The sequence below is a fragment of the Methylobacterium gnaphalii genome, assembly GCF_007992215.1.
Classification (GTDB): domain Bacteria; phylum Pseudomonadota; class Alphaproteobacteria; order Rhizobiales; family Beijerinckiaceae; genus Methylobacterium; species Methylobacterium gnaphalii.
Window position 1 is genome coordinate 241,729 of the sequence record NZ_BJZV01000002.1, and the last position, 26,100, is coordinate 267,828.

The 26,100-nt window shown below is 65.0% G+C and carries 29 protein-coding genes; 19 read left to right on the top strand and 10 right to left on the bottom strand.

Annotated features, from left to right (window positions below):
- Window positions 1–54 precede the first annotated feature (54 nt).
- The 5 genes from MGN01_RS03090 to lysA all read left to right on the top strand — a co-directional run bounded on the left by MGN01_RS03090 (window position 55) and on the right by lysA (window position 3,838).
- The gene (locus tag MGN01_RS03090; RefSeq protein WP_147045102.1) at window positions 55–666 is read left to right on the top strand and encodes a DUF1134 domain-containing protein; all 612 of its coding nucleotides are present in this window, start codon (window positions 55–57) and stop codon (window positions 664–666) included.
- 121 nt (window positions 667–787) lie between these two features.
- Entirely contained in the window at window positions 788–1,624 is an 837-nt protein-coding gene (locus MGN01_RS03095; protein ID WP_238258018.1) for a hypothetical protein, read from the top strand.
- A gap of 163 nt (window positions 1,625–1,787) precedes the next feature.
- Window positions 1,788–2,057 carry a 3',5'-cyclic-nucleotide phosphodiesterase gene (locus tag MGN01_RS03100; RefSeq protein WP_147045103.1) on the top strand — a complete coding sequence of 90 codons (270 nt, stop codon included), beginning with the start codon at window positions 1,788–1,790 and terminating at the stop codon, window positions 2,055–2,057.
- A gap of 90 nt (window positions 2,058–2,147) precedes the next feature.
- On the top strand, window positions 2,148–2,522 hold the full coding sequence (locus tag MGN01_RS03105) for a hypothetical protein (protein WP_238258020.1): 375 nt from the start codon (window positions 2,148–2,150) through the stop codon (window positions 2,520–2,522).
- 50 nt (window positions 2,523–2,572) lie between these two features.
- Complete coding sequence (lysA, locus tag MGN01_RS03110) at window positions 2,573–3,838, top strand: diaminopimelate decarboxylase (protein ID WP_147045104.1); 1,266 nt, start codon at window positions 2,573–2,575, stop codon at window positions 3,836–3,838.
- 30 nt (window positions 3,839–3,868) lie between these two features.
- Here the strand turns inward: lysA and MGN01_RS03115 are convergent, their stop codons facing one another.
- Entirely contained in the window at window positions 3,869–4,099 is a 231-nt protein-coding gene (locus MGN01_RS03115; protein WP_147045105.1) for a hypothetical protein, read from the bottom strand.
- A gap of 223 nt (window positions 4,100–4,322) precedes the next feature.
- Between MGN01_RS03115 and MGN01_RS03120 the strand changes: the two genes are divergently transcribed.
- The 4 genes from MGN01_RS03120 to MGN01_RS03135 all read left to right on the top strand — a co-directional run bounded on the left by MGN01_RS03120 (window position 4,323) and on the right by MGN01_RS03135 (window position 8,744).
- Entirely contained in the window at window positions 4,323–6,989 is a 2,667-nt protein-coding gene (locus MGN01_RS03120) for a TIGR02302 family protein (RefSeq protein WP_147045106.1), read from the top strand.
- Window positions 6,990–7,096: 107 nt separating this feature from the next.
- Window positions 7,097–7,282: a twin transmembrane helix small protein gene (locus MGN01_RS03125; RefSeq protein WP_147045107.1), complete on the top strand. Its 186-nt coding sequence runs from the start codon at window positions 7,097–7,099 to the stop codon at window positions 7,280–7,282.
- 136 nt (window positions 7,283–7,418) lie between these two features.
- Window positions 7,419–8,057, top strand: coding sequence for an acyloxyacyl hydrolase (locus tag MGN01_RS03130; protein WP_147045108.1), 639 nt, complete (start codon window positions 7,419–7,421; stop codon window positions 8,055–8,057).
- A 114-nt stretch (window positions 8,058–8,171) separates the two neighbouring features.
- Window positions 8,172–8,744 (top strand): cob(I)yrinic acid a,c-diamide adenosyltransferase, encoded by a 573-nt coding sequence (locus tag MGN01_RS03135; protein ID WP_147045109.1) that lies wholly within the window; start codon window positions 8,172–8,174, stop codon window positions 8,742–8,744.
- Window positions 8,745–8,766: 22 nt separating this feature from the next.
- On the opposite strand, the gene MGN01_RS03140 is transcribed toward MGN01_RS03135, so the two are convergent.
- Entirely contained in the window at window positions 8,767–8,988 is a 222-nt protein-coding gene (locus tag MGN01_RS03140) for a hypothetical protein (protein WP_373319186.1), read from the bottom strand.
- 466 nt (window positions 8,989–9,454) lie between these two features.
- Here MGN01_RS03140 and MGN01_RS03145 point away from each other — a divergent pair, with 466 nt between their 5' ends.
- The 3 genes from MGN01_RS03145 to MGN01_RS03155 all read left to right on the top strand — a co-directional run bounded on the left by MGN01_RS03145 (window position 9,455) and on the right by MGN01_RS03155 (window position 12,297).
- Window positions 9,455–10,204 (top strand): electron transfer flavoprotein subunit beta/FixA family protein, encoded by a 750-nt coding sequence (locus MGN01_RS03145; protein ID WP_147045110.1) that lies wholly within the window; start codon window positions 9,455–9,457, stop codon window positions 10,202–10,204.
- Window positions 10,205–10,279: 75 nt separating this feature from the next.
- Window positions 10,280–11,230: an electron transfer flavoprotein subunit alpha/FixB family protein gene (locus MGN01_RS03150; protein WP_147045111.1), complete on the top strand. Its 951-nt coding sequence runs from the start codon at window positions 10,280–10,282 to the stop codon at window positions 11,228–11,230.
- 185 nt (window positions 11,231–11,415) lie between these two features.
- Window positions 11,416–12,297 (top strand): 3-hydroxybutyryl-CoA dehydrogenase, encoded by an 882-nt coding sequence (locus tag MGN01_RS03155; RefSeq protein ID WP_147045112.1) that lies wholly within the window; start codon window positions 11,416–11,418, stop codon window positions 12,295–12,297.
- A gap of 25 nt (window positions 12,298–12,322) precedes the next feature.
- On the opposite strand, the gene MGN01_RS03160 is transcribed toward MGN01_RS03155, so the two are convergent.
- The 6 genes from MGN01_RS03160 to MGN01_RS03185 all read right to left on the bottom strand — a co-directional run bounded on the left by MGN01_RS03160 (window position 12,323) and on the right by MGN01_RS03185 (window position 17,481).
- On the bottom strand, window positions 12,323–12,589 hold the full coding sequence (locus MGN01_RS03160) for a flagellar basal body-associated FliL family protein (RefSeq protein ID WP_147045113.1): 267 nt from the start codon (window positions 12,587–12,589) through the stop codon (window positions 12,323–12,325).
- A gap of 132 nt (window positions 12,590–12,721) precedes the next feature.
- Window positions 12,722–13,726 (bottom strand): NAD(P)H-quinone oxidoreductase, encoded by a 1,005-nt coding sequence (locus tag MGN01_RS03165; protein ID WP_147045114.1) that lies wholly within the window; start codon window positions 13,724–13,726, stop codon window positions 12,722–12,724.
- Window positions 13,727–13,792: 66 nt separating this feature from the next.
- Complete coding sequence (gene upp, locus MGN01_RS03170; protein ID WP_238258023.1) at window positions 13,793–14,455, bottom strand: uracil phosphoribosyltransferase; 663 nt, start codon at window positions 14,453–14,455, stop codon at window positions 13,793–13,795.
- A gap of 52 nt (window positions 14,456–14,507) precedes the next feature.
- Window positions 14,508–14,858: a PilZ domain-containing protein gene (locus MGN01_RS03175; protein WP_147045115.1), complete on the bottom strand. Its 351-nt coding sequence runs from the start codon at window positions 14,856–14,858 to the stop codon at window positions 14,508–14,510.
- Between the two features lie 131 nt (window positions 14,859–14,989).
- Window positions 14,990–16,189 (bottom strand): flagellin N-terminal helical domain-containing protein, encoded by a 1,200-nt coding sequence (locus MGN01_RS03180; RefSeq protein WP_147045116.1) that lies wholly within the window; start codon window positions 16,187–16,189, stop codon window positions 14,990–14,992.
- A 173-nt stretch (window positions 16,190–16,362) separates the two neighbouring features.
- Complete coding sequence (locus MGN01_RS03185; protein WP_147045117.1) at window positions 16,363–17,481, bottom strand: flagellin N-terminal helical domain-containing protein; 1,119 nt, start codon at window positions 17,479–17,481, stop codon at window positions 16,363–16,365.
- A gap of 188 nt (window positions 17,482–17,669) precedes the next feature.
- On the opposite strand from MGN01_RS03185, the gene MGN01_RS03190 reads away from it, so the two are divergent.
- Window positions 17,670–18,083, top strand: coding sequence for a flagellar biosynthesis repressor FlbT (locus tag MGN01_RS03190; RefSeq protein ID WP_147045118.1), 414 nt, complete (start codon window positions 17,670–17,672; stop codon window positions 18,081–18,083).
- A 13-nt stretch (window positions 18,084–18,096) separates the two neighbouring features.
- On the opposite strand, the gene glgX is transcribed toward MGN01_RS03190, so the two are convergent.
- Window positions 18,097–20,214: a glycogen debranching protein GlgX gene (glgX, locus tag MGN01_RS03195; protein ID WP_147045119.1), complete on the bottom strand. Its 2,118-nt coding sequence runs from the start codon at window positions 20,212–20,214 to the stop codon at window positions 18,097–18,099.
- Between the two features lie 79 nt (window positions 20,215–20,293).
- Complete coding sequence (locus MGN01_RS03200; RefSeq protein WP_147045120.1) at window positions 20,294–21,715, bottom strand: alpha,alpha-trehalose-phosphate synthase (UDP-forming); 1,422 nt, start codon at window positions 21,713–21,715, stop codon at window positions 20,294–20,296.
- 443 nt (window positions 21,716–22,158) lie between these two features.
- Here MGN01_RS03200 and MGN01_RS03205 point away from each other — a divergent pair, with 443 nt between their 5' ends.
- The 6 genes from MGN01_RS03205 (at window position 22,159) to MGN01_RS03230 (ending at window position 26,080) form a co-directional block, all read left to right on the top strand.
- Window positions 22,159–22,620, top strand: a complete 462-nt coding sequence (locus MGN01_RS03205) for a hypothetical protein (protein ID WP_147045121.1) — start codon at window positions 22,159–22,161, stop codon at window positions 22,618–22,620.
- A gap of 11 nt (window positions 22,621–22,631) precedes the next feature.
- Entirely contained in the window at window positions 22,632–23,027 is a 396-nt protein-coding gene (locus MGN01_RS03210) for a phage holin family protein (RefSeq protein WP_147045122.1), read from the top strand.
- Window positions 23,024–23,410 (top strand): DUF3618 domain-containing protein, encoded by a 387-nt coding sequence (locus tag MGN01_RS03215; RefSeq protein ID WP_147045123.1) that lies wholly within the window; start codon window positions 23,024–23,026, stop codon window positions 23,408–23,410. The genes MGN01_RS03210 and MGN01_RS03215 overlap by 4 nt, the downstream gene beginning before the upstream one ends.
- Window positions 23,411–23,569: 159 nt before the next feature.
- On the top strand, window positions 23,570–24,289 hold the full coding sequence (locus MGN01_RS03220; protein WP_147045124.1) for a hypothetical protein: 720 nt from the start codon (window positions 23,570–23,572) through the stop codon (window positions 24,287–24,289).
- A 46-nt stretch (window positions 24,290–24,335) separates the two neighbouring features.
- The gene (pxpB, locus tag MGN01_RS03225) at window positions 24,336–25,061 is read left to right on the top strand and encodes a 5-oxoprolinase subunit PxpB (RefSeq protein WP_147045125.1); all 726 of its coding nucleotides are present in this window, start codon (window positions 24,336–24,338) and stop codon (window positions 25,059–25,061) included.
- Complete coding sequence (locus tag MGN01_RS03230; RefSeq protein WP_147045126.1) at window positions 25,058–26,080, top strand: 5-oxoprolinase subunit C family protein; 1,023 nt, start codon at window positions 25,058–25,060, stop codon at window positions 26,078–26,080. Before pxpB ends, MGN01_RS03230 begins: the two co-directional genes overlap by 4 nt.
- Window positions 26,081–26,100: the final 20 nt, after the last annotated feature.

The following is a 26,100-nucleotide window of genomic DNA, read 5'->3' on the forward strand; positions in this document are numbered from 1 at the left end:
TACTCCCGCGAATCGAGGGATTCGGCGCGGAATAGCCGCGCGAGGAGGACTGCGATGTCGACGAAGAAAGTGACGCAGCAGACGCTGTCACGCCGATCCGTCATTCCCGCCCTGCTGGCCGCGCCTGCTGCCCTGCTCATGACCCAGCGCGAAGCCTCCGCCGTCGAGGATTTCGGACGGCCCGAGAATTTCCGCCCGGCCGAGATCGTCGATAACGGCCACAAGTTCTTCGGCAGCATGTCTCGCGGGCTGGCGCTCACCGTCGAGGAGGCCACCCGCCGCTGGGGCCAGCCGAACGGCTATATTCTCGGCCAAGAAGCCGCGGGTGCCTTCGTCGGCGGCCTGCGCTACGGCGAGGGCACGCTGTATACGCGCAATGCCGGCAACCGCCGCATCTACTGGCAAGGGCCGTCCATCGGTTTCGACGCGGGCGGCGACGGCGACCGCACCATGATGCTGGTCTACAACCTGCCCGGCCTGCGCGAACTCTACCAGCGTTTCGGTGGTGTCGACGGTTCGGCCTATTTCGTCGGCGGTTTCGGAATGACCGCGGTGACCAACGACGGCATCGTCGTGGTTCCGATTCGCACCGGCGTCGGCGCCAGGCTCGGCATCAATGTCGGCTACCTCAAGTTCACCAGCCGGCCGACCTGGAACCCCTTCTGACGGCGCGCGGCCTGCCTTGAAGCCGGCCAGAACGCACAATACACGCTGACGGAGCCGGTGCCTCCGCATCCGTCGCGCGCTTCACTGCGCGCCCTGAGTTTTCACGCATGGACCCGTCGGCGTGATCGAAACCGTAATGAGCTTCGCGCTCGGCTTCCTGGTGGCAAGCCTGGCCGCGCTCCTGATGCTGCCGGTGCTGAACCGCCGCGCGGCCCGCCTCGCCCGCCGGCGCATCGACGGGCTGTTTCCGATGTCGATGCAGGAGATCGCTGCGGAGCGCGACGCCCTGCGCGCCGAGTTCGCGGTGGCGGAGAGGCGCCTCGAACGCAAGGTGGAGACGGCTCGCGCCGGACGCCATAGCGATATGCAGATGGTGGGGGCCAAACTGCTCGAAGTTGCCGCCCTTCAGCACGAGGTCGAAGAGCGGGATGCGGCCCTCTCCGCACGGAGGGCGGAGATCGAGGAGGCGCTCGCCCGTATCGCCGGGCTCGATCACGATCTCTCGGTCGCTCGCACGGATGGAGCCGCCAGCCTTGCCGCCCTCACGGCGCTCGAGGAGGCTCACCGCAACATCCTGGTCGACCTCAAGACGACGCGGCGCGAGCGCGATGCCGTCCGCGACGAGCTGAAGGATGCCCTCTCACGCGCCGCGGCGCTGCGCGAGCCATCTGCTGATGGCGCGTCCGGCGAGGCCGCCGCCGTCGGCCCGTCAGACGATCTTCGCGCGCAACACGAAGCCCTTCTGTCCGAGCGCGATACGCTCGCTGCGAGCCTTCAGGCCGCCGAGGCGGCGCTGGCCAAGGCTCTCGCCGATCGTCCCGCCAAAGGCTCGGCGCAAAACGGGCATGACGACGCCGACCTGCGTCGGCGCATCACCGAGGTCGCCGACGCTCTCGTCAAACGCGACCACCTTCCGTCAACTGCCAGTTTCCCGCTTCCGGCGACGGCGCGCTCCTGATGCCGGCGAGGTGCGCTGCCACGCTTGCCGCTCGGCGTCCGGGGCAATAAGTCCGCGCCCAGCGATGACGACGTCACGCGATGGCCTTGGCCGTGCCTCGTTTCGACCACGGCCGGACGGCATTCGACGCCGACCCCTTTTCACGCACGCTCCGAGACGACCTATGGCCTTGAATCTGAAGCCGTTCGCCCTCGCGGTGATCGCCCTTTCCGTCGCCGGCACCGCACAGGCCGTCGAGACGAAGCGCGGCAACGAGACGCTCAAGAAGTACTGCACCGGCGACTACCTCTCGTATTGCGGCAACCTCGCTCCCGAGGATCCGGCGACCGACGCCTGCTTCAAGACCAACTGGAAGAAGCTCTCGGAGAATTGCCGCCGCGCCATCGACGCCTACACGCCGACGCCGGCCGAAAAGGGCGGCAAGCGCGGCTGATCCGGCAGGCGCATCGGCGTTGTTGCGCCGATGCGCTCGCATCCCGGCCCGCGAACGGCTAAGCTGTCGCCGTCAATGCCGGACTCTTTGATGCACGCCCGCCCCGACCTTCTCGCTGCCCCGTCGCGGCCCGCGCCCAGGCGCCTGATCGCGCTCGGGCTCTGCGTCTGCATGGTTGCTGTCGCCGCAGGTGGCTGCGGGCGTCGCGGCAGGCTCGAGCCGCCGACCGAGGCACCGAGCACATCCGGCCGCGCGAGCGCCTCGCCGGCCTCGGCCCGCTCCCTTCCGCTCAGCACCAGTGCCGCCGCCGAGGCGCCGGATTCGGACGCTGTCCGCGATGGCGACGAGCTTCCGGCCTCGGCAACGGCACCTGGCATCGACTCCGCCCCGATCCAGACCAATCGCGGCGCCAAGAAGGGCTACAAGATCCCGAAGGACCCCTTCATCCTCGACGCGATCCTCTGAGGTCGCTCCAAGCCCCTCGCCTCCGCCGCTCGTTCTGCTAAAGCGCGGACATGCATCATTTCCAGTACCGCGACGGGCGCCTTCACGCCGAGGACGTCGATCTGACCGCCCTGGCCGAGGAGGTCGGCACACCGTTCTACTGCTACGCCTCCGCTACGTTGGAGCGGCACTACCGCGTCTTCTCGGAAGCCTTCGCTGGCGACGACGCCCTCACCTGTTTTGCGGTGAAGGCGAACTCGAACCAGGCGGTACTGGCGACGCTGGCGCGCCTCGGCGCCGGCATGGACATCGTCTCGGAGGGCGAACTGCGCCGGGCTCTCGCCGCGGGCGTGCCGGGCGAGCGCATCGTCTTCTCCGGCGTGGGTAAGACGCACGCCGAGATGGCGGCAGCGCTGCAGGCCGGCATCTTCTGCTTCAACGTCGAGAGCGAGCCCGAGCTCGACGCACTCTCCGAGGTCGCGGTTTCGGTGGGTCGAAATGCGCCGGTCTCGATCCGGGTGAACCCGGATGTCGACGCGCTGACGCATGCCAAGATCGCCACCGGCAAATCCGAGAACAAGTTCGGCATCCCGATTGAGCGGGCGCGCGAGGTCTATGCTCATGCCGCGCGTCTGCCGGGCCTGTCGATCCACGGCGTTGACATGCATATCGGCAGCCAGATCACCGATCTCGCGCCCTTCGATCGCGCCGGTGCCCGCCTCTCGGCGCTCGCGCGCGAGTTGATGGCCGACGGCCACTCGCTCAAGTACATCGATTTCGGCGGCGGTCTCGGCATTCCCTATCGCGACGACAACGCCGTGCCACCCGATCCGACGGCCCTGGCCGAGGTGATGCGCCCGCATTTCCAGCCGCTCGGTCTCCGGCCGGTCTTCGAGATCGGCCGGATGATCTGCGGCAATGCCGGCATCCTCGTCACCCGCGTCATCTACGTGAAGCGCACGGCGAGCCGCACCTTCGTCATCGTCGATGCGGCGATGAACGACCTGATCCGCCCGACTCTTTACGAGGCATTCCACGCCCTGCGTCCGGTGGTGGAGCCATCGCCCAGCGCGCCGCGAATCGTTGCGGACGTGGTCGGCCCGGTCTGCGAGACCGGCGATTATCTCGCGCTAGGCCGAGACATGCCGGAGGTCGCACCCGGCGACCTCGTCGCGGTGATGACAACCGGGGCCTACGGGGCCGTCCAGGCCAACACCTACAACACGCGTCTGCTGGTGCCGGAGGTGCTGGTGAAAGGCGGCGATGCCGCCGTGGTCAGGCCGCGCCCGAGCTACGAGGACCTGATAGGACTCGATCGCGTGCCGGCCTGGCTCTGAGACCCTGCCTGCACTGACCGCGCGCCTGGCTCAGGTCGTGTCCGCGTTGTGCTCGTCCATGCGCAGGCTCCAGACCATCTGCTCGTCTTTGTCCGTGAGCCAGGCGAGGTTGGTGCCCTCGATGAGCAGGCTGTCGGCATCGCTCAGCAGCGCGCTGATCGCCTCGCGCAGATGGGCGGCCTGAATGATCTCGTCGCGAACCGGCGGCCGCACGAAGCCGCGCTGATCCCGAAAGGCGACGCGAAGGCGGTAGGTCTGCAAAGCATTCTCGAATGAGATGGCGCCTTCGCGCGAAGGGCCTGGAAATCGACCTCGGCATTGGACGGTACGATCGTCGACGTCCACCGGGACGATCACGCAATGCCGGGAACCCGGAGTCCGTCAAGCGCGCCTGAGCCGATTTGACCCCATGGTGGACGGCTGCCACGGTATTAGATTGGTTTATACCGTGGGGGGCACCGGCGCCCGCCAGAGCAGGTTCACGATGGCCGAGGCCGAGACGGCGACCTCCCAGACAACACGCGACCCCGTCCGCGCACGGCTCGACCGGCTGGTGGCAGGTGCGCGGGCCGCGGGCTTGATCGAGCGTATCTGGCCGCTTGTGTGGCGCGGCGTCATGGTCGTGCTGGCTTTCCTGACCTTGTCCTGGCTCGGGCTCTGGCTCGAGTTGCCGCAGGTCTGGCGGATCGCCGGACTGGCAGCGTTCGTACTCCTGGCCGTTGCCGCTCTCGCGCCCCTCGTTCGGCTGCGCGCGCTGGATCGCCGCCAGGCGCTGGCGAGGATCGACCGCGAGGCGGCGCGCAGTGGGCGGCCGGGCGGCGCGCTGGCGCATGATCCCGCCTCCGCAGTCGAAGATACACTCGCTGTCGGCACCAACGATCCTGCTACCAAGGCGCTCTGGGCCCTCCATCAGAGACGGGCCGCCGCCGCCGTAGCGCGGCTCCGCGTCGGCGCGCCGCGGCCAGACATGCCGCGCCACGATCCGCTCGCCCTGCGGGCCGGCTTCGTGGTTGCTGCGATCGCTGCCCTCTTTGTTGCTGGCCCCGAATGGCGCGAGCGGATTGGCGCCGCGTTCGATTGGCGTGAGCCGCCTGCCCCCGGCCCCAGCTTCCGCGTCGATGGCTGGATCGACCCGCCACTCTACACCCGTCTGCCGCCGCTCATCGTGACCATGTCCGGCACCGAGGCCGGCAAATCCGCTGAGCAGCACCTGCGCGCACCAGTGAACTCGACGTTGATCGTGCGGATCGCCGGCCGCGGCGAGGCGACGCTGACGCCGAACGCGGTGCTGCAGCCAATCCGTGAGGACGACAAGGACGACGGGGCACGCAAGCCCCCGGCGGCGGGCGTGAACGCGAAAACGGCGCAGTCGGACCTTCGTGAGGAACGCTTCCGGCTCGGCGCGGGAACGGCCGAATTGAAGATCAAGACCGAGGGAGCGCCGTCGCAAAGCCTTACCATCGAGAGCATTCCCGACCGCCTGCCCGAGGTCGAGCGCGTCGGCGGTCTCGACGTCAACGGCCGCGGCACCTTCAACCTGACCTACCGGGCCAAGGACGATTACGGAATCGCCTCGGCCGAGGGGATCGTCGAGCCGTTGAAACCGGCGCGCTCACTCGTGCCGGTGCCAAAGCTGAATCTCGCACTGCCGCCGGACGCCACGGGCGCCAGCGAGACGAAGACGTTGATCGACCTCACCGACAATCCCTGGTCGGGCGCACGGATGCGGCTGACCCTTGTGGTCAAGGACGAAGCCGGCCAGGAGGGCCGTACGCAGCCTGCCGAGATCACGCTGCCCGCGCGACCCTTCATCCAGCCGCTGGCCCGCTCGCTCGCCGAGGAGCGCCGACGCCTCGTCACTGCGCCGGACGACGACCGCAAGCGCGTGCAGACAGCCCTCGATGCGCTGCTGATCGCCCCCGAGCACTTCACGCCGCAGCCGTCGATCTTCCTCGGCTTGAAGACGGCGGCTGGACGCCTGCGCGCCGCGACATCCGACGAGGACCTGATCGCTGTGGCCGATCTCCTCTGGGAGATGGCGCTCAAGATCGAGGATGGCGATCTCTCGGATGCCGAGAAATCGCTGCGGGCGGCTCAGGACCGCCTCAAGGAGGCCATGGAGCGCGGCGCGCCGGACGAAGAGATCAAGAAGCTCACCGACGACCTCAAGAAGGCGCTCGACCGCTTCATGAAGGAGTTCGCCGAGCGGCAGAACAAGGACCAGAAGAACGGTCAGCAGAAGCAGTCCGAGCAGCAACAGGGCAAGCAGAAAACTGTCACGCCGGATCAGCTCCAGAAGATGATCCAGGATATGCAGGAGGCGATGAAGCGTGGCGACACGGCCGAGGCGCAGCGCCTGCTCGAACAGCTCCGCGGCATCCTGGAGAACCTGCAAAGCGCCCAGAACGGGCAGAAGCAGGGCCAGCAACAGTCGGAGATGAATAAGCAGATGCAGGAGCTCGACCGGATGTCGCGCGACCAGCAGAAGCTGCGTGACGAGACCTTCAAGGAATCCCAGGAGCAGCAGGGTCGCCCCCGCCAAAACAGGCAGCAGCAGGGCCAGCAGCAGGGTCAGAAAGGTCAGCAGGGCCAACGAGGCCAGGGCCAGCAGCAGGAAGGTCAGCAGGGCCAGAACGGCGGCGACTCCGGCAAAGGCGATACCGGCCAGCAGCAGCAGGCCCTTCGCGAGCGGCTTCAGGAACTGCAGCGCCGCATGAAGGAGCAGGGCCTCGAAGGCGAGCAAGGCCTTTCCGACGCCGAGCAGGCCATGAAGGAGGCGGAGGACGCCCTCGGCCGCGGCCAGGGCGATCAGGCTGTGGATGCGCAGGGTCGCGCACTCGATGGCCTCAAGAAGGGTGCCGAGGGCATGCAGCAGCAGATGCAGCAGCAGGCTGAAGCCGAGGGACAGGGCCAAGAAGGCGGCGAGAATCCTGGGCAGCAAGGCCAGGCCGGTGCCACCGACAACGATCCGCTCGGCCGCCCGACCAAGGGGCGTGACCTCTCCAACGGCAATGTCCGCGTGCCGAACGCCGACGAATCGGCCGTGCAGCGCGCTCGCCGGATCATGGAAGAGCTGCGGCGAAAGCTCGGCGATCCGACCCGCCCACAGGAGGAGCTCGATTATTTCGAGCGGCTGCTGCGCCGGAACTAATGGCCCGGCATGGTGTGGGCCTCGCTCTCGGTCTAGTACGAGATCCTTGAGCGCTCGGCTTGGCTGGATGCCGGCACGCCGCGCGTCGAGTTCAGGAAATCTAGGTCATGTCGTCCAATACCCTCGTGCTCGCCGCCTGTATCGCGGTCGCCGCGGTACTCTTCCTCGGCCTTGCGAACATGATGCGCGGCGGCAGCGCCAACCTCTCGCAGCGGCTGATGCGCTTGCGCGTGCTGCTGCAGTTCCTCGCCATCGTCCTGATCATGGGCGTGCTGTGGTGGCGCGCGGTCTGACGGGCTTGCGACCACTCGCCGAGGTGTGACTGGCAGGACGCACAGCCCGGTTAACAATCTCGGCCCGGATGAATTGGCATCCCGGACAAGCCTGGCCGTGATAATTGGTGCAGGCTGAACCCCGGATCGCCTGCCGATGTACACGACCTTCTCCCGCCTTCTCGCCGGCACCATCGCCCTGGCGGTTGCGACGAGCGCCACACAGGCGGCCGATCTCAGCCCGCCTGCTCCGGCCCCGATCCCATACATGGCGCCGGTGCAGCCCTACAGCATCGTGTCCGAGGTACGGGTCGGCGGCGCGGTGCACGATCCCGGCGCGCCTGAGGGCAAGCTCGGAAACTGGAGCAAGGTCGACGTCAACGGCGAAATCCTGTTCGCCAAGCCGCCGGTCAGCGCCGATCCGTTCTGGCAGGCCTTCGTGCCCCGTCCGACCGTCGGCGGCAGCTACAGCACCGGCGGACGCACGAGCTACGCGTATATCGGCGGTACCTGGACGTTCGACATCTTCCCCGAGACCTTCAATCGGCGCGTGTTCGTCGAGGGCTTCTTCGGCGGCGCGGCGCATGACGGCTATACGGGCCCGAAGGTCGGCGCGCCGTTCGGCTTCAACCGCCTTGGATGCAATCCGTTGTTCCGTGAGGCTGCGGCACTCGGTTTCCGCATCACCGAGCATTGGAGCGTCATGGCAACCGTCGAGCACATGTCGAATGCCGGCCTGTGCCACGACAACCGCGGCCTGACGAATTTCGGCGGCAAGATCGGCTACACGTTCTGATTTCGTCAGGCGCTTCTAGCGCCTGATACGGTGAGATCCGCTTGCAAAGGCCCCGCTGCGCGCGAGACACCCTCGCCGGGCGGGCTTTTTCTTGGCTCGAAGGGACGGCAGGCCGTGGTCAAGCTGAACAAGATCTACACGCGCACTGGTGATAGGGGCACGACGGGCCTCGCTAACGGCGAGCGGCGCTCCAAGGCCGATCTCCGGGTCGAGGCCTATGGCTGCGTCGACGAGACCAATGCCTGCGTCGGGCTCGCCCGCCTGCATGCGGATACTCGGATCGATGCGATGCTAGCGGCGATCCAGAACGACCTGTTCGACCTCGGCGCCGACCTCGCAACGCCGCCAAGCGACACGCCGCTGGGATACGAGCCGCTTCGGATCGTGCCCTCCCAGGTCACGCGCATCGAGGAGGAGATCGACATCCTCAACGCAGATTTGAAGCCGTTGACGTCCTTCGTCCTGCCGGGCGGCTCGCCGCTTGCAGCGGCCCTGCATCTCGCCCGCACCGTATGCCGGCGTGCAGAGCGCGTGACGGTGGCACTGGCGGCGATCGAGTCCGAAAAGATCTCGCCGGAGGCGGTGCAGTATTTGAACCGGTTGTCGGACTTCCTGTTTGTCACCTCGCGCGTCGCCAACGGCAACGGCGCCGACGACGTGCTGTGGGTGCCGGGCAAAAACCGTTGATATCAACCCGTCGCGGCCGAATTCAGGATTTAGTGAGCCGCTCGACATTGGCGGCAACGTGCTCGCGGTAGCGCTCCACCACCATCTCGGGCGATCCACCGCTCAGGAGCGTTCCGAACGCCTCCAGGCCGGCGCTGATCTTCTCGGAGACCATCGATTGGAGTTCGGCCTGCCCGGCCTGCCCTCCCCAGGCAATCCGGACCATCCGCATCCCAATAACCTTCTGCGCCTCGAGGCCAAGCATCAGCATCCCAGGGAGCGGGTTGAAGAAATCTGCCAGAGGACAGCAATCGCGTTCATTGTGCATCGCAACATAGTAGCATGAAAACAGGGCGAGGCATCCAAAAAGGCTTCGCCGGACCGATATTGGTTTGTGCAGGACCGACCCAGGATCGGCACGTCTCGCGGTGTGAAAGCCTGGCCGCGCGCATTTAATGCCGCCGGTTGGAGGCCACACCGCATCCACGGCGCGATGGTCAGACGCTCAAGCGATACAGGTCCGACCAGGTATCCGATCACGGCTCTGTCGATGCCCGCGAAAGCGCTTGTGGCGCAGGCACCTCTCGGACGTTTGACTGCGTTGACAAGCCCGAAATCGGCTCGTTACGGTCCAGACCGTAATTCATCCATTGTTGATGACCGTCGCCGTTGCGGGCCGCCCGCTCCTAGGGCTTTGGGCCTGCCGCGACGTGCCGGAGGAAGCTGTACCCATGAAGGTTCTCGTGCCCGTCAAGCGGGTTGTCGACTACAACGTCAAGATCCGTGTGAAGGCCGACGGCTCCGGCGTCGAGCTCGCCAACGTCAAGATGTCGATGAATCCCTTCGACGAGATCGCGGTCGAGGAAGCGATCAAGTTGAAGGAGGCGGGCAAGGTGACCGAGGTGGTCGCCGTATCGATCGGACCGGACAAGGCTCAGGAGACCCTGCGCACCGCTCTCGCCATGGGTGCCGATCGCGCGGTCCTGGTGAAGACCGACGTGAACACCGAGCCGCTGGCAGTCGCCAAGCTGCTGAAGGCGGTGGTCGAGAAGGAGACCCCTCAGCTCGTCATTCTCGGTAAGCAAGCGATCGACGACGATTGCAACCAGACCGGCCAGATGCTGGGCGCGCTGCTTGGATGGCCGCAGGGCACCTTTGCCTACAAGCTCACCTTCGAGGGGGAGAGCATCGACGTGACCCGCGAGGTCGATGGCGGGCTGCAGACCGTTACGCTCAAGCTGCCGGCGATCGTCACCACTGATCTTCGCCTCAACGAGCCGCGCTACGCCTCGCTGCCGAACATCATGAAGGCGAAGAAGAAGCCGCTCGATACGCTCTCGGCCGAAGAACTCGGTGTCGACGTTACGCCACGCCTCAAGGTTCTGAAGACCACCGAACCCCCGGGCCGCTCTGCCGGCGTCAAGGTCGGGTCCGTCTCCGAGCTGGTCTCGAAGCTCAAGAACGAAGCCGGCGTCATCTGACGCCTATCCATCCCGCGCCGTTCCCGTCTCGGCGGTCGAGCGGCGCCGTCTCCCCAGATTTGCGAGATCCGATTGATGACTACGCTCCTCTATGTCGAGCACGCCAATTCCGAGATCAAGGATGGCACGCTCAAGGCGCTTACTGCCGCCAAGGAACTCGGCGCCCCCATCCACGCCCTGGTGCTCGGTGCCGGCAGCAAGGCTGCCGCCGAGGCTGCCGGCAAGCTCGACGGCGTCGAGAAGGTGCTGAACGCCGAAGACGCCGTCTACGACCACGATATGCCCGAGCCGATTGCCGCGCTCATTGCCAAGATCGCCGGCCCCTACGACGCCATCGTCGCCTCGGCCTCGACCACCGGTAAGAACATTCTGCCGCGCGTCGCGGCACTGCTCGACGTTGCTCAGGTCTCAGACATCATCAAGGTGGTCTCGCCCGATACCTTCGAGCGGCCGATCTATGCCGGTAACGCGATCCAGACGGTGCAGGCGCCCGAGGGCAAGAAGGTGATCACCGTGCGTGGCGCCTCCTTCAAGCCGACCGGCGAAGGCGGTTCGCCCGCGCCTGTCGAGGCCGTCTCGGAAGGCGCGCAGGAGGCCGGTGGCTCGACCTACAAGAGCGAGGAGATCGCGAAGTCCGATCGCCCCGAACTCGCCTCAGCCAAGATCATCGTGTCCGGCGGCCGCGCGCTCGGCTCGTCCGACAAGTTCAAGGAAGTCATCGAGCCGTTGGCCGACGCCTTCGGTGCCGGTGTTGGCGCCTCGCGCGCAGCGGTTGATGCCGGTTACGCGCCGAACGACTGGCAGGTCGGTCAGACCGGCAAGGTGGTGGCACCCGACCTCTACGTTGCCGTCGGCATTTCCGGCGCGATTCAGCATCTCGCTGGCATGAAGGACTCGAAGGTCATCGTTGCGATCAACAAAGACGAGGACGCCCCGATCTTCCAGGTGGCCGATTACGGTCTCGTCGGAGATCTCTTCCAGATTGTGCCCGAGCTGCAGGCGGCCGTAGCCAAGATCAAGGGCTGAAACGAGCGTACGATCCGGCCCGTTCTGCGGGCCGGAGAAATTTCATAGACCGCAAGTCCTTCGAGGGGGCTCCCCAAAGATCGAAAATGTATTACGGAGCGCGTTTGACGTGATTGTTGCGTCGCCGCATGTTGGTGGGCGGACCGCACGGCACCCTCGCGGTATCTGAGGATTCGGAAACGGCAATGGCCCTCGATATCAGGACGGTCGGCATCATTGGCGCCGGGCAGATGGGTAACGGTATCGCCCATGTCTGCGCGGTGGCCGGCCTCGACGTCCGCTTGAACGATCGCGATCCCGATCGCATCAGGATGGGTCTCTCCGCGATCGAGGGCAACCTGTCTCGGCAAGTCCAGAAGGGCACGCTGACTGAGGAGCAGAGCCGGGGCGCATTGGGCCGCATCGCTACGGCGCAGGGTTTTTCGGATCTGGAGGCCTGCGATCTCGTGATCGAAGCGGCCACCGAAGACGAAGCTATCAAGCGCCAGATCTTCCAGTCGCTCTGTCCGTCCCTGCGCCCCGACACCCTGGTCGCCACCAACACGTCATCGATCTCGATCACGCGCCTCGCTGCATCCACCGATCGGCCCGAGCGCTTCATCGGCATTCACTTCATGAACCCGGTGCCTCTGATGCAGCTCGTCGAGCTGATCCGCGGCATCGCGACCGAAGACGCGACCTACGAGGCGGCCAAGCACTTCATCGCCAAGCTCGGTAAGATTTCGACGATGTCGGAAGATTTCCCGGCCTTCATCGTCAACCGCATCCTGCTGCCGATGATCAACGAGGCGATCTACACGCTCTATGAGGGCGTGGGCTCGGTAGAGGCGATTGATACTGCGATGAAGCTCGGCGCGAACCATCCTATGGGTCCGCTGCAACTCGCCGACTTCATAGGTCTCGATACGTGCCTCTCCGTGATGCAGGTACTCTATGAGGGGCTGGCCGACTCGAAGTATCGGCCCTGCCCGCTGCTTGTTAAATACGTCGAAGCCGGCTGGCTCGGCCGTAAGACCAAACGAGGCTTCTACGATTATCGCGGCGAGACGCCGATCCCCACGCGCTGAAGCCCGGCGCCTCTGCCCTCCCCGATCAGTTTGCCTTCTGCTGCGCCGGTGCGGGGTTCGACGGGTTCTCTGACGGTTCCCGGGCGGCCGGTGCGGTGCTCGGGGTCGTCGCTGTCTGCCGGGCGGCATCCTGACTGCTGCTGGCGCGGTCGGTTGGCGAGACTGAACTCTGCCAAGTCAACGCACCAGCCCCGGCGATCACTGCGAGGATCACCGCGGCGATGAGGATGTAAAGGACAGGCTTTCCCTTGTCGCCCTGCCGTGACTGGGTTCCAGTTTCAACCTTGGCCATCAATCCCTCAACTTGCGCGACGTCACGACATCGTGACGGGCGGCAAACGCAAGGGTGCGACAAGTGTTCCTAATCCCCGGTCGCGGCCATAGGTCTCGACCGGATAATCGCTGCAGCATTGGACCAGCGCGGCTAGCGCCCGGTCACGAGCATGATCTTCCCGAGATGGGCGCTCGATTCCATCAATGCATGAGCCTTGGCGGCGTCTTCCAGCGGGAAAGTCTCGTGCACGATCGGCTTGATCTTGCCAGCCTCAATTAGCGGCCACACCTTTTCGCGTAGCTCGTCAGCGATCGCGGCCTTGTTCTCCTTCGGCTGCGCCCGAAGCGTAGCGCCGGTGATGGTAAGGCGCTTGAGCATGATCGGGGTCAGGTTCACGCTCTCTGCCTTGTAGCCCTTCATGAAGGCGATCTGGACGAGGCGGCCTTCCACCGCCAGTGAAGCGATGTTCTTCGACAGGTAAGCCGCACCAACCATGTCGAGGATCACGTCGACGCCTTTGCCATCCGTAAGCCGCTTGATCTCCTCGGCGAAGTCGGCCTCCCGGTAATCGACCGCGGCATCTGCCCCAAGTTCCTCGCAGAACCGGCACTTTTCGGCTGAGCCGGCGGTGGCATAGACGGTGGCGCCATGCTGCTTGGCGATCTGAATCGCCGTGGTGCCGATGCCGCTCGATCCGCCATGGACCAAGAAGCGCTCGCCCTTCTTCAGGCGTCCGCGCTGGATGACTGTGCTGTAGACGGTGAATACCGTCTCAGGCAGCGCCGCCGCCTCGACCAGCGAGAGCGACGCCGGCTTCGGCAGAACCTGGCCTGCTTCTGCGACCGCGAACTCGGCATAGCCGCCGCTGATTACCAGCGCGCAGACCTCATCGCCCTCGCGGAGGCCAGACACGCCCTCGCCGAGGGCCACGATCCTTCCGCCGATCTCGAGGCCAGGGACCTCCGTGGCCCCCTTGGGCGGAGGGTAGAGGCCCTGACGCTGCATCACGTCCGGCCGGTTCACACCGGCGGCCACAACTTCGATCAACACCTGCCCCGGGCCGGGTTTCGGAACCGGCACGGTTTCAACCGAAATGACCTCGGGGCCGCCCGAGCCCTCGAAGCGGATCTGACGCATGGTCGCGGGCACGGGCATCGGGGAACTCCTTGAGGCGTCTCCCCTAGTTGCGAAGGTTGCCCGCTGCGGCAAGGGGGATTCGTCTCAGCGCGTGCCGTACATGCGATCTCCGGCGTCTCCGAGGCCAGGCACGATGTAGCTGTGGTCGTTCAGGTGGCTGTCGATCGCTGCCGTCCAGACCGGAACATCCGGATGGGCCTGCTGCAGGTGGGCAATGCCCTCCGGTGCCGCGAGCAGGCAGACGAAGCGAAGATCGAGCGCACCGCGCCGTTTCAGTTGCTCGATCGCAGCGACCGCAGAATTGGCCGTCGCGAGCATAGGATCGAGCACCAGCACGGTGCGGTCAGCGAGATCTGACGGGCTCTTGAAATAATACTCCACCGCCTGGAGCGTCTCGGGATCTCGGTAGATACCCACATGGGCAACACGCGCGGCGGGCATCAGTGACAGCATGCCGTCCAGAAAACCCACGCCCGCCCGCAGGATGGGCGCCAGCACCAGCTTCTTACCGGCGATCCGTCGGCCCTCCATTTCCACGAGCGGTGTCTCGATGGTCACGGGTTCGAGGGGCAGGTCGCGCGTCACCTCGTAGGCCAGCAGCATGCCGATCTCGTTGAGAAGCTCGCGAAAGCCCTTCGTCGAGCGCGTCACGTCGCGCATCAGTGTAAGCTTGTGCTGCACGAGGGGGTGATCCACCACCGTGACGTTGGCTGCCATGCCCATGAACTCCTTCGCTTCGCGCGCCATCAGCCCTTATGCGCCGAATGCGCGGAGGGGCGAAGTCGCAAGGGAGGCGAAGTCAGTTGGCAGCGTTCGCGGGCAGCCGCGCGATGCGTTCGATACGCACGCCGGCATAGCAGTCCCGCTGCCAAGCCAGCCGAACCAAGAAGACGAAGCGGCGTCCGCTTACCTTGAACATGAAGCTTTCGGGCAGCACGCATCCCCGGGGCAGGCCCAGTCGTGCACCGGACTTCGAGACATCCCTGACGATGCAGCGGATCTCTTCGCCGGACGATAGGCGGATCGTCGCGATCAGGTTCGCTTGGCTGCGCGGCTCCCGGCGATCCACCAAGGGATTGCCCTCTCCGATGCCGATGGCAGCCGGCAGGTCCGGGTTTTCGTCGCCCCAATCGAGCGTGCCGTTGGACATGCCGCATCCTGCAGTTTGCAGATCACTGGCATGTGTATGTCTGGAGCAGTTACGCGACCTCTAATGGTCACGCTTGAACGAAAACGGCCGAGGCTCCCGCCTCGGCCGCTACAACCGGGTTAGATGCGGTGTTACCGCAGAAGCTGCAGGATGCCCTGCTGCGCCTGGTTGGCGAGGGATAGCGCCGAGATGCCGAGCGACTGACGGGTCGAGAGCGCCTGTGAGTTGGCGGCTTCGGCGTTCAGGTCGGCCTGAGTCAGGTTGGCTGCGCCGGTATCGAGCACGTTGACGATCTTCTTGGTGAAGTCCTGGCGGTTCTGCACCACGGAAAGGTTCGAGCCGAAGGTTGAGCTCGACGCGCGCAACGTATCGGAAGCCGTGCCAAGGCTGGCGATCGTGGATTTGATGTCGTTGTCGAGCAGGAACTTGCCCACGCCGATGTTCGTGCCTGAATCTGGCCCGATCGCTTTCAGCTTGAGGCCATCCGAGGTCAGGTCTTGGCCCTGAATGTCAAGGTTAGACGTGTCCTTCTCGTTGAATGCGATGTGCAACTTGTTGGTTGGGTCGCCATTGCTGATCAGATTTACGCCGTTGAAACTAGCATCCTTGGCGAGCTGAGTGATCTGGGTCAGTAGGCCGTTGAACTGCTCGGCAAGTTTAGCACGTGTGTCGACGCCGGAGACCGTGAGATCACCGGATTTGCCAACGACATTATTGCCCGTGCCAAACTTGTCCGTCGTGCTGCCGGTGCCGGCTGCAAAACCTAAGGCCGTTTGATCCGTCGTAGCCGCGAATTCCACATCAGCACTGGCGTTGAGTACGATCTTCTTTCCTGTAATGTCTTTGGAAAAAATCGTAAGAGGACCGCTGGCATCGCCCGCAGCAGCGTTGAGCTTCGTGATTGCTTGATCGATATTATCAGTTGCTAGGATATTTGCCGTTTTTGGCGTCCCATTGATGTAGAAGGCGACCGTATTCGCCGCGGCCGTATAGTCGTTGGACGCAGTGCCAGACGTCGAGAGCTGGGTGGTCAGCGCCTGGTTGGCCGTCGACTTCGCGGAGTCAATCAGCTTCTGGATCGAAGTAATGCCCTGGTTGGCGGCTTGGATGGTCTGCACGCCATTCGAGATCGAGTCGAGCAGCGCGCTGAGGTCGCCGGAGCGGCTCGAGAAGCTCTGGGCAGTGAAGAAGTTGACCGGGTTATCGAGAGCCGAAGAGACCTTCAGGCCGGTCGACAGACGGTTCTGCGTTGTCGCGGTCAGAGCGGCGGTATCCTGCAGCGAGAGCAGGTTCTGCCGCGTCGCGGCCGAGAGGGTTATTTCGGAAGACATAGACGCGGACCCCAACCGGAAGTGGACCGGATAAGCCGGTATTAGGGTTAATGAACCACGCCGGTACTTGCGTTTTGGTTAATGGAAACAAGCCTTTCGCAAAAACGAGCACGACGAAGCAGCCGGGGAGATCCCCGGCCGCTCCTTTTTTGTCGTTGAGGCTGTCGCGTCGATCAGCGCAGGAGCTGCAGGATGCCCTGCTGAGCCTGGTTGGCGAGCGAGAGAGCCGAGATGCCGAGCGACTGACGGGTCGACAGGGCCTGCGAGTTGGCCGCCTCTTCGTTCAGATCGGCGCTGGTGAGGTTCGCAGCGCCGGTGTCCAAAACGTTGATCAGCTGCTTGGAGAAGTCCTGGCGGTTCTGCACGACCGAGAGGTTCGAGCCGAAGGTCGAAGCCTGGGTACGCAGGGTATTGCTGGCGGTCGTCAGCTTGCTGACCGCTGCGTTGACGTCGGCATCGGCCTGGAAGTTCGAGTTGGCGCCGGTGGTGGCGATCGCCGACAGGCCGAGGCCCGAGGACGTCAGATCCACACCCTGCACGTCGAGGCTCGAAGAGTCCTTTTCGTTGAACGAGATGTGCAGCTTGTTGGTCGTTGCGCTGCTGCTGAGCAGGTTCACGCCGTTGTAGCTGGAGTCCTTGGCCAGCTGGTCGATCTGGGTCAGCAGCGAGTTGAACTGCGCCGTCAAAGCGGTGCGGGTCTTGTCCTCGACTGTCAGGTCAGCACCGGCAGCGGCAAAGCCGAGCTTGGCGCCCTCCGCGTCGGCGAAGGCAACGTTGCCCGTGCCGCCGACAGCGATCTTCGTGCCGCTGACGCTGAACAGCGCGCTGCCAGCAGCCGTGTTAAGCTTGTCAACGGTGGTCTGGATCGTGTCGGCCGTAGTCAGATTGATCGATTTAGCAGAGCCGTCCAACGTGAAGGCAACCGTGGTGTCCGCCGCCGGAGCAGCAAAAGCAGTGGTTGCCGTGCCGTTCGTCTGCGTGTTCTTGCTCGCGAGAGCCTGAGACGCGATCGACTTGGCGGAGTCGACCAGCTTCTGGATCGAGGTGATGCCCTGGTTGGCAGCCTGAATGGTCTGAATACCGTTCGAGATACCGTCGAGGAGGCCGCCGAGATCACCCGAACGGGCGCTGAGCGACTGGGCGGTGAAGAAGTTGACGGGGTTGTCCAGGGCCGAAGCGACCTTCTTGCCGGTAGCAAGTCGATTCTGCGTGGTCGCCGTCAGAGAAGCGGTGTCCTGCAGCGAGAGCAGGTTCTGACGGACGGCCGAGGAAAGGGTAACGCTGGAAGACATGGTCGGTAGATCCTTTTGATCTGATGCACCCCGTTTTGGAGTGACCCGATCAAGCGCCCTTGCCTCCTTCCGAAATCTTACCTGGATCGTCGAGACTCGGCGTCATTGCCCTCTCCTTGTCAAGTTGACTGACGCTTTCTTAACAGCGCTGGGCCGACACTTCGGCCGAATTGAAACGGGAGCGACTGATGCCCCTCAAGATCGACCTGAAGCCCAACGAGCGGCTCATCATCGGCAACGCCGCGATCCGCAACGGCGACCGCCGGGCGAGCTTCGTGCTCGAGACGAACACAAAGTTCCTGCGCGAGAGCGAGATTATCACCGAGAGCGAGGCGGATACGCCCTGCAAGAAGCTCTACGTGCTGTTGCAGGTGATCTACCTTGTCGACGAGACATTCGAAGCTGAGAACGGCTTCACCGCTCTTGCAACCCAGATCATGGAGGCGGCACCGAGCATGGCGCCACGCATCGCTGCGATCCACGAGTGTATGACGTCCGGAGAGCAGTACCGTGCCCTGAAGCTCGGCCGAGAACTCATCGCCTACGAGCGTGAACTGCTCGCGCGGGTGGCTCCGGCGGCTGAGGAGGCGCTGCAGGCCTGACCACCCGCTCGGCTCACGCTATCCCGCCGCACTCGTCAGCGGTGGGGACCGGAGGCGCCTTGAGCACGAGGACGCTGCGCGGAGCCACCGGCACGCTGCCGCCCTCCGCGACGAGCGGGACGGTGTTCGGTGGAACGGCTCCGGCCGCCAGCGTCGTGTCAAAGACCCGTCGCCATGGGCCGCCGATCGCGGATGCGAGCCGGAACTCGCAAGGGGTCTCGGCCGCGTTCATCAGCACAAGCACGCGTTGCGCGCCCTCGATATCGTTGCCGATCTGCATGCCGAAGGCTTGCCGGCTGCCGTCGTCCCAGGCGGCTCCGTCCATCTCCGTGCCGTCCGGTGAGAGCCAGTGCACGTCGCGCAGCTCCGTGCCGTCGACATGGGCGCCGTTCAGGAAATGCCGACGCCGGAGCGAGGGACAGCGGCGCCGCAATGCCGAGAGGTTGCCGACGAAGGTCGCGAGTTCTGGATCGGGGTCGTACGCCCAGTCCATCCAACTCACGGCGTTGTCCTGGCAATAGGCGTTGTTGTTTCCCTGCTGGGTGCGGCCGCGCTCGTCGCCCATCAGCAGCATCGGCACGCCCTGGGCGAGGAAGACGGTCGCCAGCATGTTGCGGGTCTGGCGCGCGCGGAGCGACAGGATCGCGGGATCGTCCGTCGGCCCCTCGGCACCGTAGTTGCGGGAGAGGTTGTGGCCGTGCCCGTCGCGGTTCTCCTCACCGTTGGCTTGGTTGTGCTTCTGCTCATAGGAGACGACGTCGGCCAGCGTGTAGCCGTCATGCGAGGCGGCGTAGTTGATGCTGGCCTGTGGCGCCCGCCCCGACGGATTGAAGATCTCGCGCGAGCCCGAGAGGCCTTGGGTCAGCTTGCCAACGAGCCCATGATCTCCGCGCCAGAAACTGCGCAGGTTGTCGCGGAATTGGTCGTTCCACTCGCTCCAACCGTAGGGGTAACCACCGAGCCGGTAGCCGCCATGGCCGACGTCCCAAGGTTCGGCGATGAGTTTGACCCGGGCTAGCACCGGATCCTGTCGGACGGCCTGGAAGAAGGCAGCCCGATGCCAGAAGTCGTAGGGTGCGCGACCTAAGCTGGTCGCCAGATCGAAGCGGAAGCCGGCGACGCCGTAAGACTGGACCCAGTAACGCAGGCTATCGAGCACCATCTGCATGACGCGCGGATTTGCGACGTCCAGCGTGTTGCCGCAGCCCGTGCAGTCGACATCGTCGCGCAGGTTCTCGGGCTTGAGTTTGTAGTAGCTGTAGTTGTCAATGCCGCGGAACGACAGGGTTGGCCCCGTGGACCCACCCTCGGCAGTATGGTTGTAGACGACGTCGAGAATGGTCTCGATGCCCGCTGCCGCCAGTTCGCGGATTGCGTAGCGCAAGCCGCCCGTCCCGCCATCGCCGAGGTAACGCGGCTCGGGCGCGAAGTAGTTGTAGGGCTGGTAGCCCCAGAAATTGACCAGCCCCTTCTCGACCAGAAAGCGGTCGTCGACGAAGGCCTGGATCGGCAGCAGTTCCAATGCGGTAACGCCGAGCTTGATCAGGTGGTCGATGATCGCCGGATGCGCGAGGCCGAGATAGGTGCCCCGCTCCGACGCCGAGAGCGCCGGATGGGTCATGGTCAGCGCCTTGACGTGCGCCTCGTAGATCACCGTCTCGGAGAGTGGGCGGGCGTTCTGCGCGGGTGTGAAATCCGGCGTGTCCGTGCGGGTGACCACACCGCGCAGCATCGACGGCGCGCTGTCGCGGCGGTCGATCGCGTCATCGCGCTGCAGGCCACGACGAAATCCGTAGAGGGAATCATTCCAGCGGATGCGGCCGGCGATCTCCCTCGCATAAGGGTCGATGACGAGCTTGGCGGGGTTGAAGCGGTGCCCGTGCGCAGGTTCCCACGGTCCGTGCACGCGGTAGCCGTAATGCTGACCTGGGAGCACGCTGTGCAGATAGCCGTGAAAGACATCGTCGGTCCTGCATGGCAGCCGGATGACATGGCGCTCATGTCGCTCGCCAGGATCGAACAGGCAGAGGTCTACGGCGGTCGCGTTCTGGGAGAAGAGAGCGAAGTTGACGCCCCTGCCATCGAAGTGCGCGCCGAGCGGCGCAGGCACACCCTCCTCGATGACAATCATCGGATCCCTAGAGGTCTGCTTTCATAAAAGCGGGTGCCGAGCCTTGCCCGATTCGCAGCCCCTGCGAAAGCCGGCCGAGCTATTCGGCCGCCGCGGCGGTCGTCGACGACGAGCGGTCGAGGATGCGGAAGCTCTCAAGCTCCGTCATGAAATTGCGTGCCCACCAATCGACGTCCTCGCGGATCATCCGCTCGCTCATCGGCTTCCAGCGAGCGAGACGCTCGTCACGCGGCATGTAGAGGGCCTCACGGATCGCCTCGGACATCTCGAATCGATCGTAGGGGTTCACCAGCAGCGCTTCCTGCATCTGCCGGGCGGCGCCCGCAAATTTCGAGAGCACGAGGACGCCGGGGTCTTCTTCGCTCTGAGCGACGATGTATTCTTTCGCGACCAGATTCATGCCGTCGCGCATCGGCGTAACTAGGCCAACGCGGGCCGCACGGTAGAGGCCCGCCAAGACTGGGCGCGGATAGGCTTTGGTGACGTACTGGATCGGCGTCCAGGCCGGCTCGCCGAGCATGCCGTTGATGTCGCCGACCTTCTCGTTCACCTCGCGGGAGAGCTGCTCGTATTCCGGCACCTCGCTGCGGGATTTCGGTGTGATCTGGATGTAGACCACATTGCCGCGTTGGTCCGGGTTGGAGGCGAAGAAGCGGTCGACCGCCTCCATCCGCTCGGGCACGCCCTTCGAATAGTCGAGCCGGTCGACACCGATCAGCAGCTTGCGCGTGCGCAGGCCGGCCATCGTCTCGCGCACCACCTTGTTAGAACCGGCTTTCTCGGCCGCCTCCTTGAAGCCCGCCACGTCGATCCCGATGGGGAAGCTGCGGATCTTGGTGCGCCGACCGTCGACCATCAGCGAGCCGCCGCCAAGCGGGATCGCCCGCATGTGGTCGATCAGGTTGCGCGACAGGTTCTGGACGTCTGGCTCGGTCTGCAGGCCGATCAGATCATAGTCCGCGATGGCGCGAAGCAGGTCTCCGCTGGCCGGCAGCGTGTTGAAAACGTCCGCGCCTGGCCAGGGGATGTGGTGGAAATACCCGATCGGGTTGTCGACACCCTGGCCGCGCAGCTCGCTTGCCAGTGGGATCAGGTGGTAATCGTGTACCCAGACAAGGTCGTCCGGTTCGAGCAACTTGGCGAGCGCTCGGGCGAAGGTTCGGTTGACGCGCTGGTAGCCCGAGTAGTCGGAGCGCGAATAGCTGCCCAGCCCCACGCGGTAATGCATGATCGGCCAGAGGGCTCGGTTCGCGAAGCCCGCGTAATATTCCTTGTAGTCCTGCGGCGAGAGATCGAGCACCGCGTATTGGACGCGTTCGCGGTCGATCAGTTTCGGCTCGGCATCGGGGTTGTCGCTGATCTCACCGCTCCAGCCGAACCATAGGCCCTCATACGCGGAGAAAGCCTCGTTCACCGCGACGGCGAGGCCGCCTGCTGAGACCGACGCCTTTCCCTCCGCCGGTATCGCAACGCGGTTCGATACGATGACGAGACGTGCCACGAACTCGGACTCCGGACCTCAACGGCTCGCCCGGGCGGCAGGCCGCTCGGATCGATGAGACAATGTGCGGATAAAACGCGCGGAGAGAGCGCATGATCCGTCGCGTTTCGCGCGGATTGAGACGGACGTCGCGGTTGGACTCAGCGGCATCCAGCGTTCCCTGATCCCCTACCCGTTCGGCGGTGCAACTTTAGACCGGGCTTTTCGGTTTCGCCATGACTTTCACGCCGAAAGTCGAAGGTGGCGGCTGCCAACGTCGCTTTACGGCCAAAACCTGAACACGCTGTGACGAAGGCGTCGGCTCCGTTCGATGAAAGGTACGGGTTCCCATCCGTTCACGGCGGAACCCCCTGACGCCGCCGATGTTACTCAGCCGAACATCGCCCGGAGGCGTCTTTCAGCATCCCGGCTTTACCGATCGTTTCTTAGAGGAGTACCGCCGCATGACCGCTTCCCCTCATCCCGGTCCGGCGAGCGATCCTGGAGATCTCAAGGATCTGAAGCGGGACGTCGAGGATACGGTCGAGGTCGCAGTCGAGCGCGGCAGGGGCTTTGCGGCGGCCGCTCGGGCGCACGCCCTCGGGTTTGCCGAGACCCGCAAGGACGAGGCTGCACGCTCCGTCTCCGATATCGCCAATACGCTGCGGGACAGCAGCAAGACCTTCGACGATCGGCCGAACGTGAAGGCTTTCTTCGACAGTGCCGCGGAAGGGCTCGACGATCTTGCCGGCTCGATTGAATCCCGCTCGATCAAAGAGCTGTACGAGGATGCTGAGGCCTTCGCGCGGCGTTCGCCGGTCACCGTCGCAGTCGCAACCTTTGCTGCTGGCTTGCTGCTTGCGCGCTTCGTCAAGGCCTCCGGCGAGCGCCATATCGATGCCGATTACAGCCGCGAGCGTGTGTGAGGAGGCAACCTATGTCGACCCCTCCCCCCGGTAACATCCAAGGCCTGATCGGCGAGGCCTTGCGAGAGACCAGCGAGCTCGCGCGCAAAGAGATCGCCCTGTTCCGCCAGGAGATGGTGAGCAACGTCCGCACGCTGTTCATCGGCCTCGCTATGATCGTCGCTGCGGCTGTCTTCGCCGTGGTGTCACTGCTCGTGTTCATCGACGCCCTCGTCAAATACGTCGCCACGCTTGTGAATTCCGAGTGGCTGGCGGCTTTGATCGTCGGCGGTGGTTTCCTTCTCGTCGCCCTCATCCTTGGCTTCATCGGTGTGAGGTCGATGTCGCTGTCCAATCTCGCGCCCACGCGCACCACGCGACAGGTCCGGCAGGACGCACGCGCTCTGTCAGAGAGGGTTTCGGGATGAGCGAGTCTTTATCGGATCTTGAGAAGGACATCGAGGCAAGCCGCGCGCGGCTCGATCAGACCATCGACCGCATCCAGGACCGCCTTTCTCCGGTGAACCTTGTGGATGATATGCTGGGCTCAGCGCGTCAGACGTCGCTCAACGGCGTTTACGACGATGCGCTGGCCGTCGTGCGGCGCAACCCGTTGCCTGTGCTCCTGATTGCGGCGGGCGTGGGAATGCTGATGAAAAAGCTCGCGCAAGGCCAGCGTGCGCCGGCCAGTCGACGGCCCCTTACCGATCGGATCGATCCGGCTCCGGGCGCCGGCGCTGAGCGAGCCTATGATCCGGATCAGCCGGGTGGCCGTCCTGTGCGGGTCTTGGAGGATGACGCGAAAGCCTGAGTCAGCGCCGACAAGCCCCAACCTGGTCGGGTTGATCAAGGCGAAGACTCATTGGGAGCACGCTCGTTAGCGGGCGTCGTAGGTAAGAGAGTTCGACTGCGGAATTTGCGGCGCGCAGGCGCGTGTCGACCTTCATCGAATGACATTCGGAGTGGCGTGATGAGCGACAACAAGATTCCCGGTGGCGGCAGCCCATCGCTGCCGGACGACATTACCGCCAAGGCCGGCCTTCCGCGGCAGCAAGAAACCGAGCACTCGTTGCACAACATCAGCGACCGCGCGCGGCAGGAGGCTAAGGATGCCCTCGCCTCGACGCATGACGTGGGCGATCGGGCTGCGGCGACGGCCGAGACGACGGCACGGGAGGCAGCCAATGCTGCCTCAGATGTGCGCGGGCGTGTTTCCGATGCGGTGCAATCGGCACGCGGGCGTGTCGAGGAGACTGCGGACCGAGTGCGCGGACAGGCAGCCGACGCATACGACGACGTGCGCTCCTGGGCGAACGATCGTATCGACCAGCACGGTCGCCGCGTGACGGATCTCGCCGACCGTGGCTATGTCCGACTACGTGACACTCGCAACGCCACAGAAGCGTTCGTGTCCGACAATCCCTTACTGGTCGGCGTCGTCGGCCTCGCGGCGGGACTGCTGCTCGGCGCGCTCCTGCCGCGCACGCGGCGCGAGGACGAAGCGCTTGGTCCCTGGGCGGACGAGGTACGTGACCAGGGCTTGCGCTATGCTCGCGAGATGACCCATCGCGGACGTGAATATGTCGAGGCCGCCCTCGATACCGACACCCTCGATGCCGCAGTACGCCGTGCCGGTGTGAAGGAGGACCCGGTATACGGGGGTTCAGACCGAACCGCGCATCGTCTCTGAGCTGGACCGACTTTACCGTCAAACGCCGGCAGCGCTACGAGGGACGATGACCCTCCAGTATCCGCGCTTGCTGGCCTGCGGCGACACTGCCTTCACCATCGAGTTCGGCGACACCATCGATGCCGAACTCAACGCGACGGTGCTCGCGCTAGACGCCAAACTCGCCGAGACCCAGCTGCCCGGCCTCGTCGAGACGGTTCCGACCTATCGATCGCTCACAGTCCACTGTGACCCAGTGGCGGTCGATCCGGCCGAACTCGGCCGGCAAGTCCTTGCGCTCGCCCGCGCCGGGCTGAGGCCGCCGAAGCCGGGACGGAGCTGGCGCATTCCAGTCGTTTACGGCGGTGAGTTCGGTATCGATCTTAGCTCCGTAGCGCAGCATCACGGCCTCTCGCCAGACGAAGTGATCGCGCGCCATGCCGGCGGCGAGTATCGGGTCGCCATGCTCGGCTTCCTGCCGGGCTACGCCTATCTCAGCGGCCTCGATCCCGCGCTCGCACTTCCACGCCGACCGACGCCGCGGGCGCTGACGCCAGCTGGCACGATCTCGATCGGGGGTGTGCAGGCCCTGGTTGCCAGCATCGCAGCTCCGAGCGGATGGCACCTCCTGGGTCGGACGCCGGTGCGGATTTTCATGCCTGGGCGCGAGCCGACTTTCCTTTTGCAACCCGGCGATGCCGTGCGCTTCGAGCCCACCGGTGCCGATCGATGGGCTGCCCTCGATCGAGCCGCCGCGGCGGGTGACGCCGTGGCCGAACGGGTAGACGCATGAGCGTCACCCTCGTCGTGCTCGAATGCGGAGCGGCGACCACCGTGCAGGATGGAGGCCGCCGCGGCTACTTGCGCTTCGGGTTGTCCAGTTCCGGTCCGATGGATCGTCTCGCCCACGCCGCCGCCAACGCGCTTGTCGGTAATGCGATCGATGCTCCGGCCATCGAATTCGGCTTGAGCGGTGGCCGCTTCCGGGTCGAGGGCGGATCGGTTCGCCTCGCCCTCGCCGGTGCTCGCTGTCCGATTACCCTCGACGGTGAGCAGATCGGACATCATCGCTCGGTCGTGCTCCGAGAGGGCGCGCAACTTCGTATCGACCGCCCACGCGATGGGGTTTTCACCACCCTCGCATTGGCAGGCGGCATCGTCCTGCCGCCGTCGATGGGCAGCGTCTCGCTGCACCGGCGGGCGGCTCTCGGGGGTCTCAACGGGCGCCCGTTACGCGAGGGCGACCGGCTCGCATTGGCCCCGCCACCGGTCTCAGGCGAGGCCGACCACATGCTCGATCCGGTCGCGATCGATCGCGATCAGCCGATCCGCGTTGTCCTCGGTCCTCAGGAGGGTCGCTTCACGGCGAGCGGCATCGAGACCCTTCTCGGCTCGATCTTCACCGTTTCCACCCAGGCCGACCGCATGGGCTATCAACTCGACGGGCCCCGAATCAAGCACGGTAAAATGGGCGCCGACATCGTCTCGGACGGCACCGTCGCCGGCTCGATCCAGGTGCCGGGCAGCGGGCGACCGATCGTGCTGCTCGCCGACCGTCAGACGACCGGCGGATACCCGAAGATCGCGACGGTCGTATCGGCTGACCTGCGCCGCTTGGCACAAAGGCAGCCGGGCAATCCTGTTCGATTTGCGAGCGTCCCACTCGAAGAAGCGGTCCGTCTTGCGCGTGAGCGCGCCGTCGAGATCGCCGCGCTACCCGCTCTCCGCGCTCCCCTGCTCGATGCAGCCGATCGCCTTCGCCTCGCCAATCTTGCCGGCAATGCAGTCGACGCCTTCAGCTTTGAGGAATGAAGACTGGTGCGGCGCTCGGT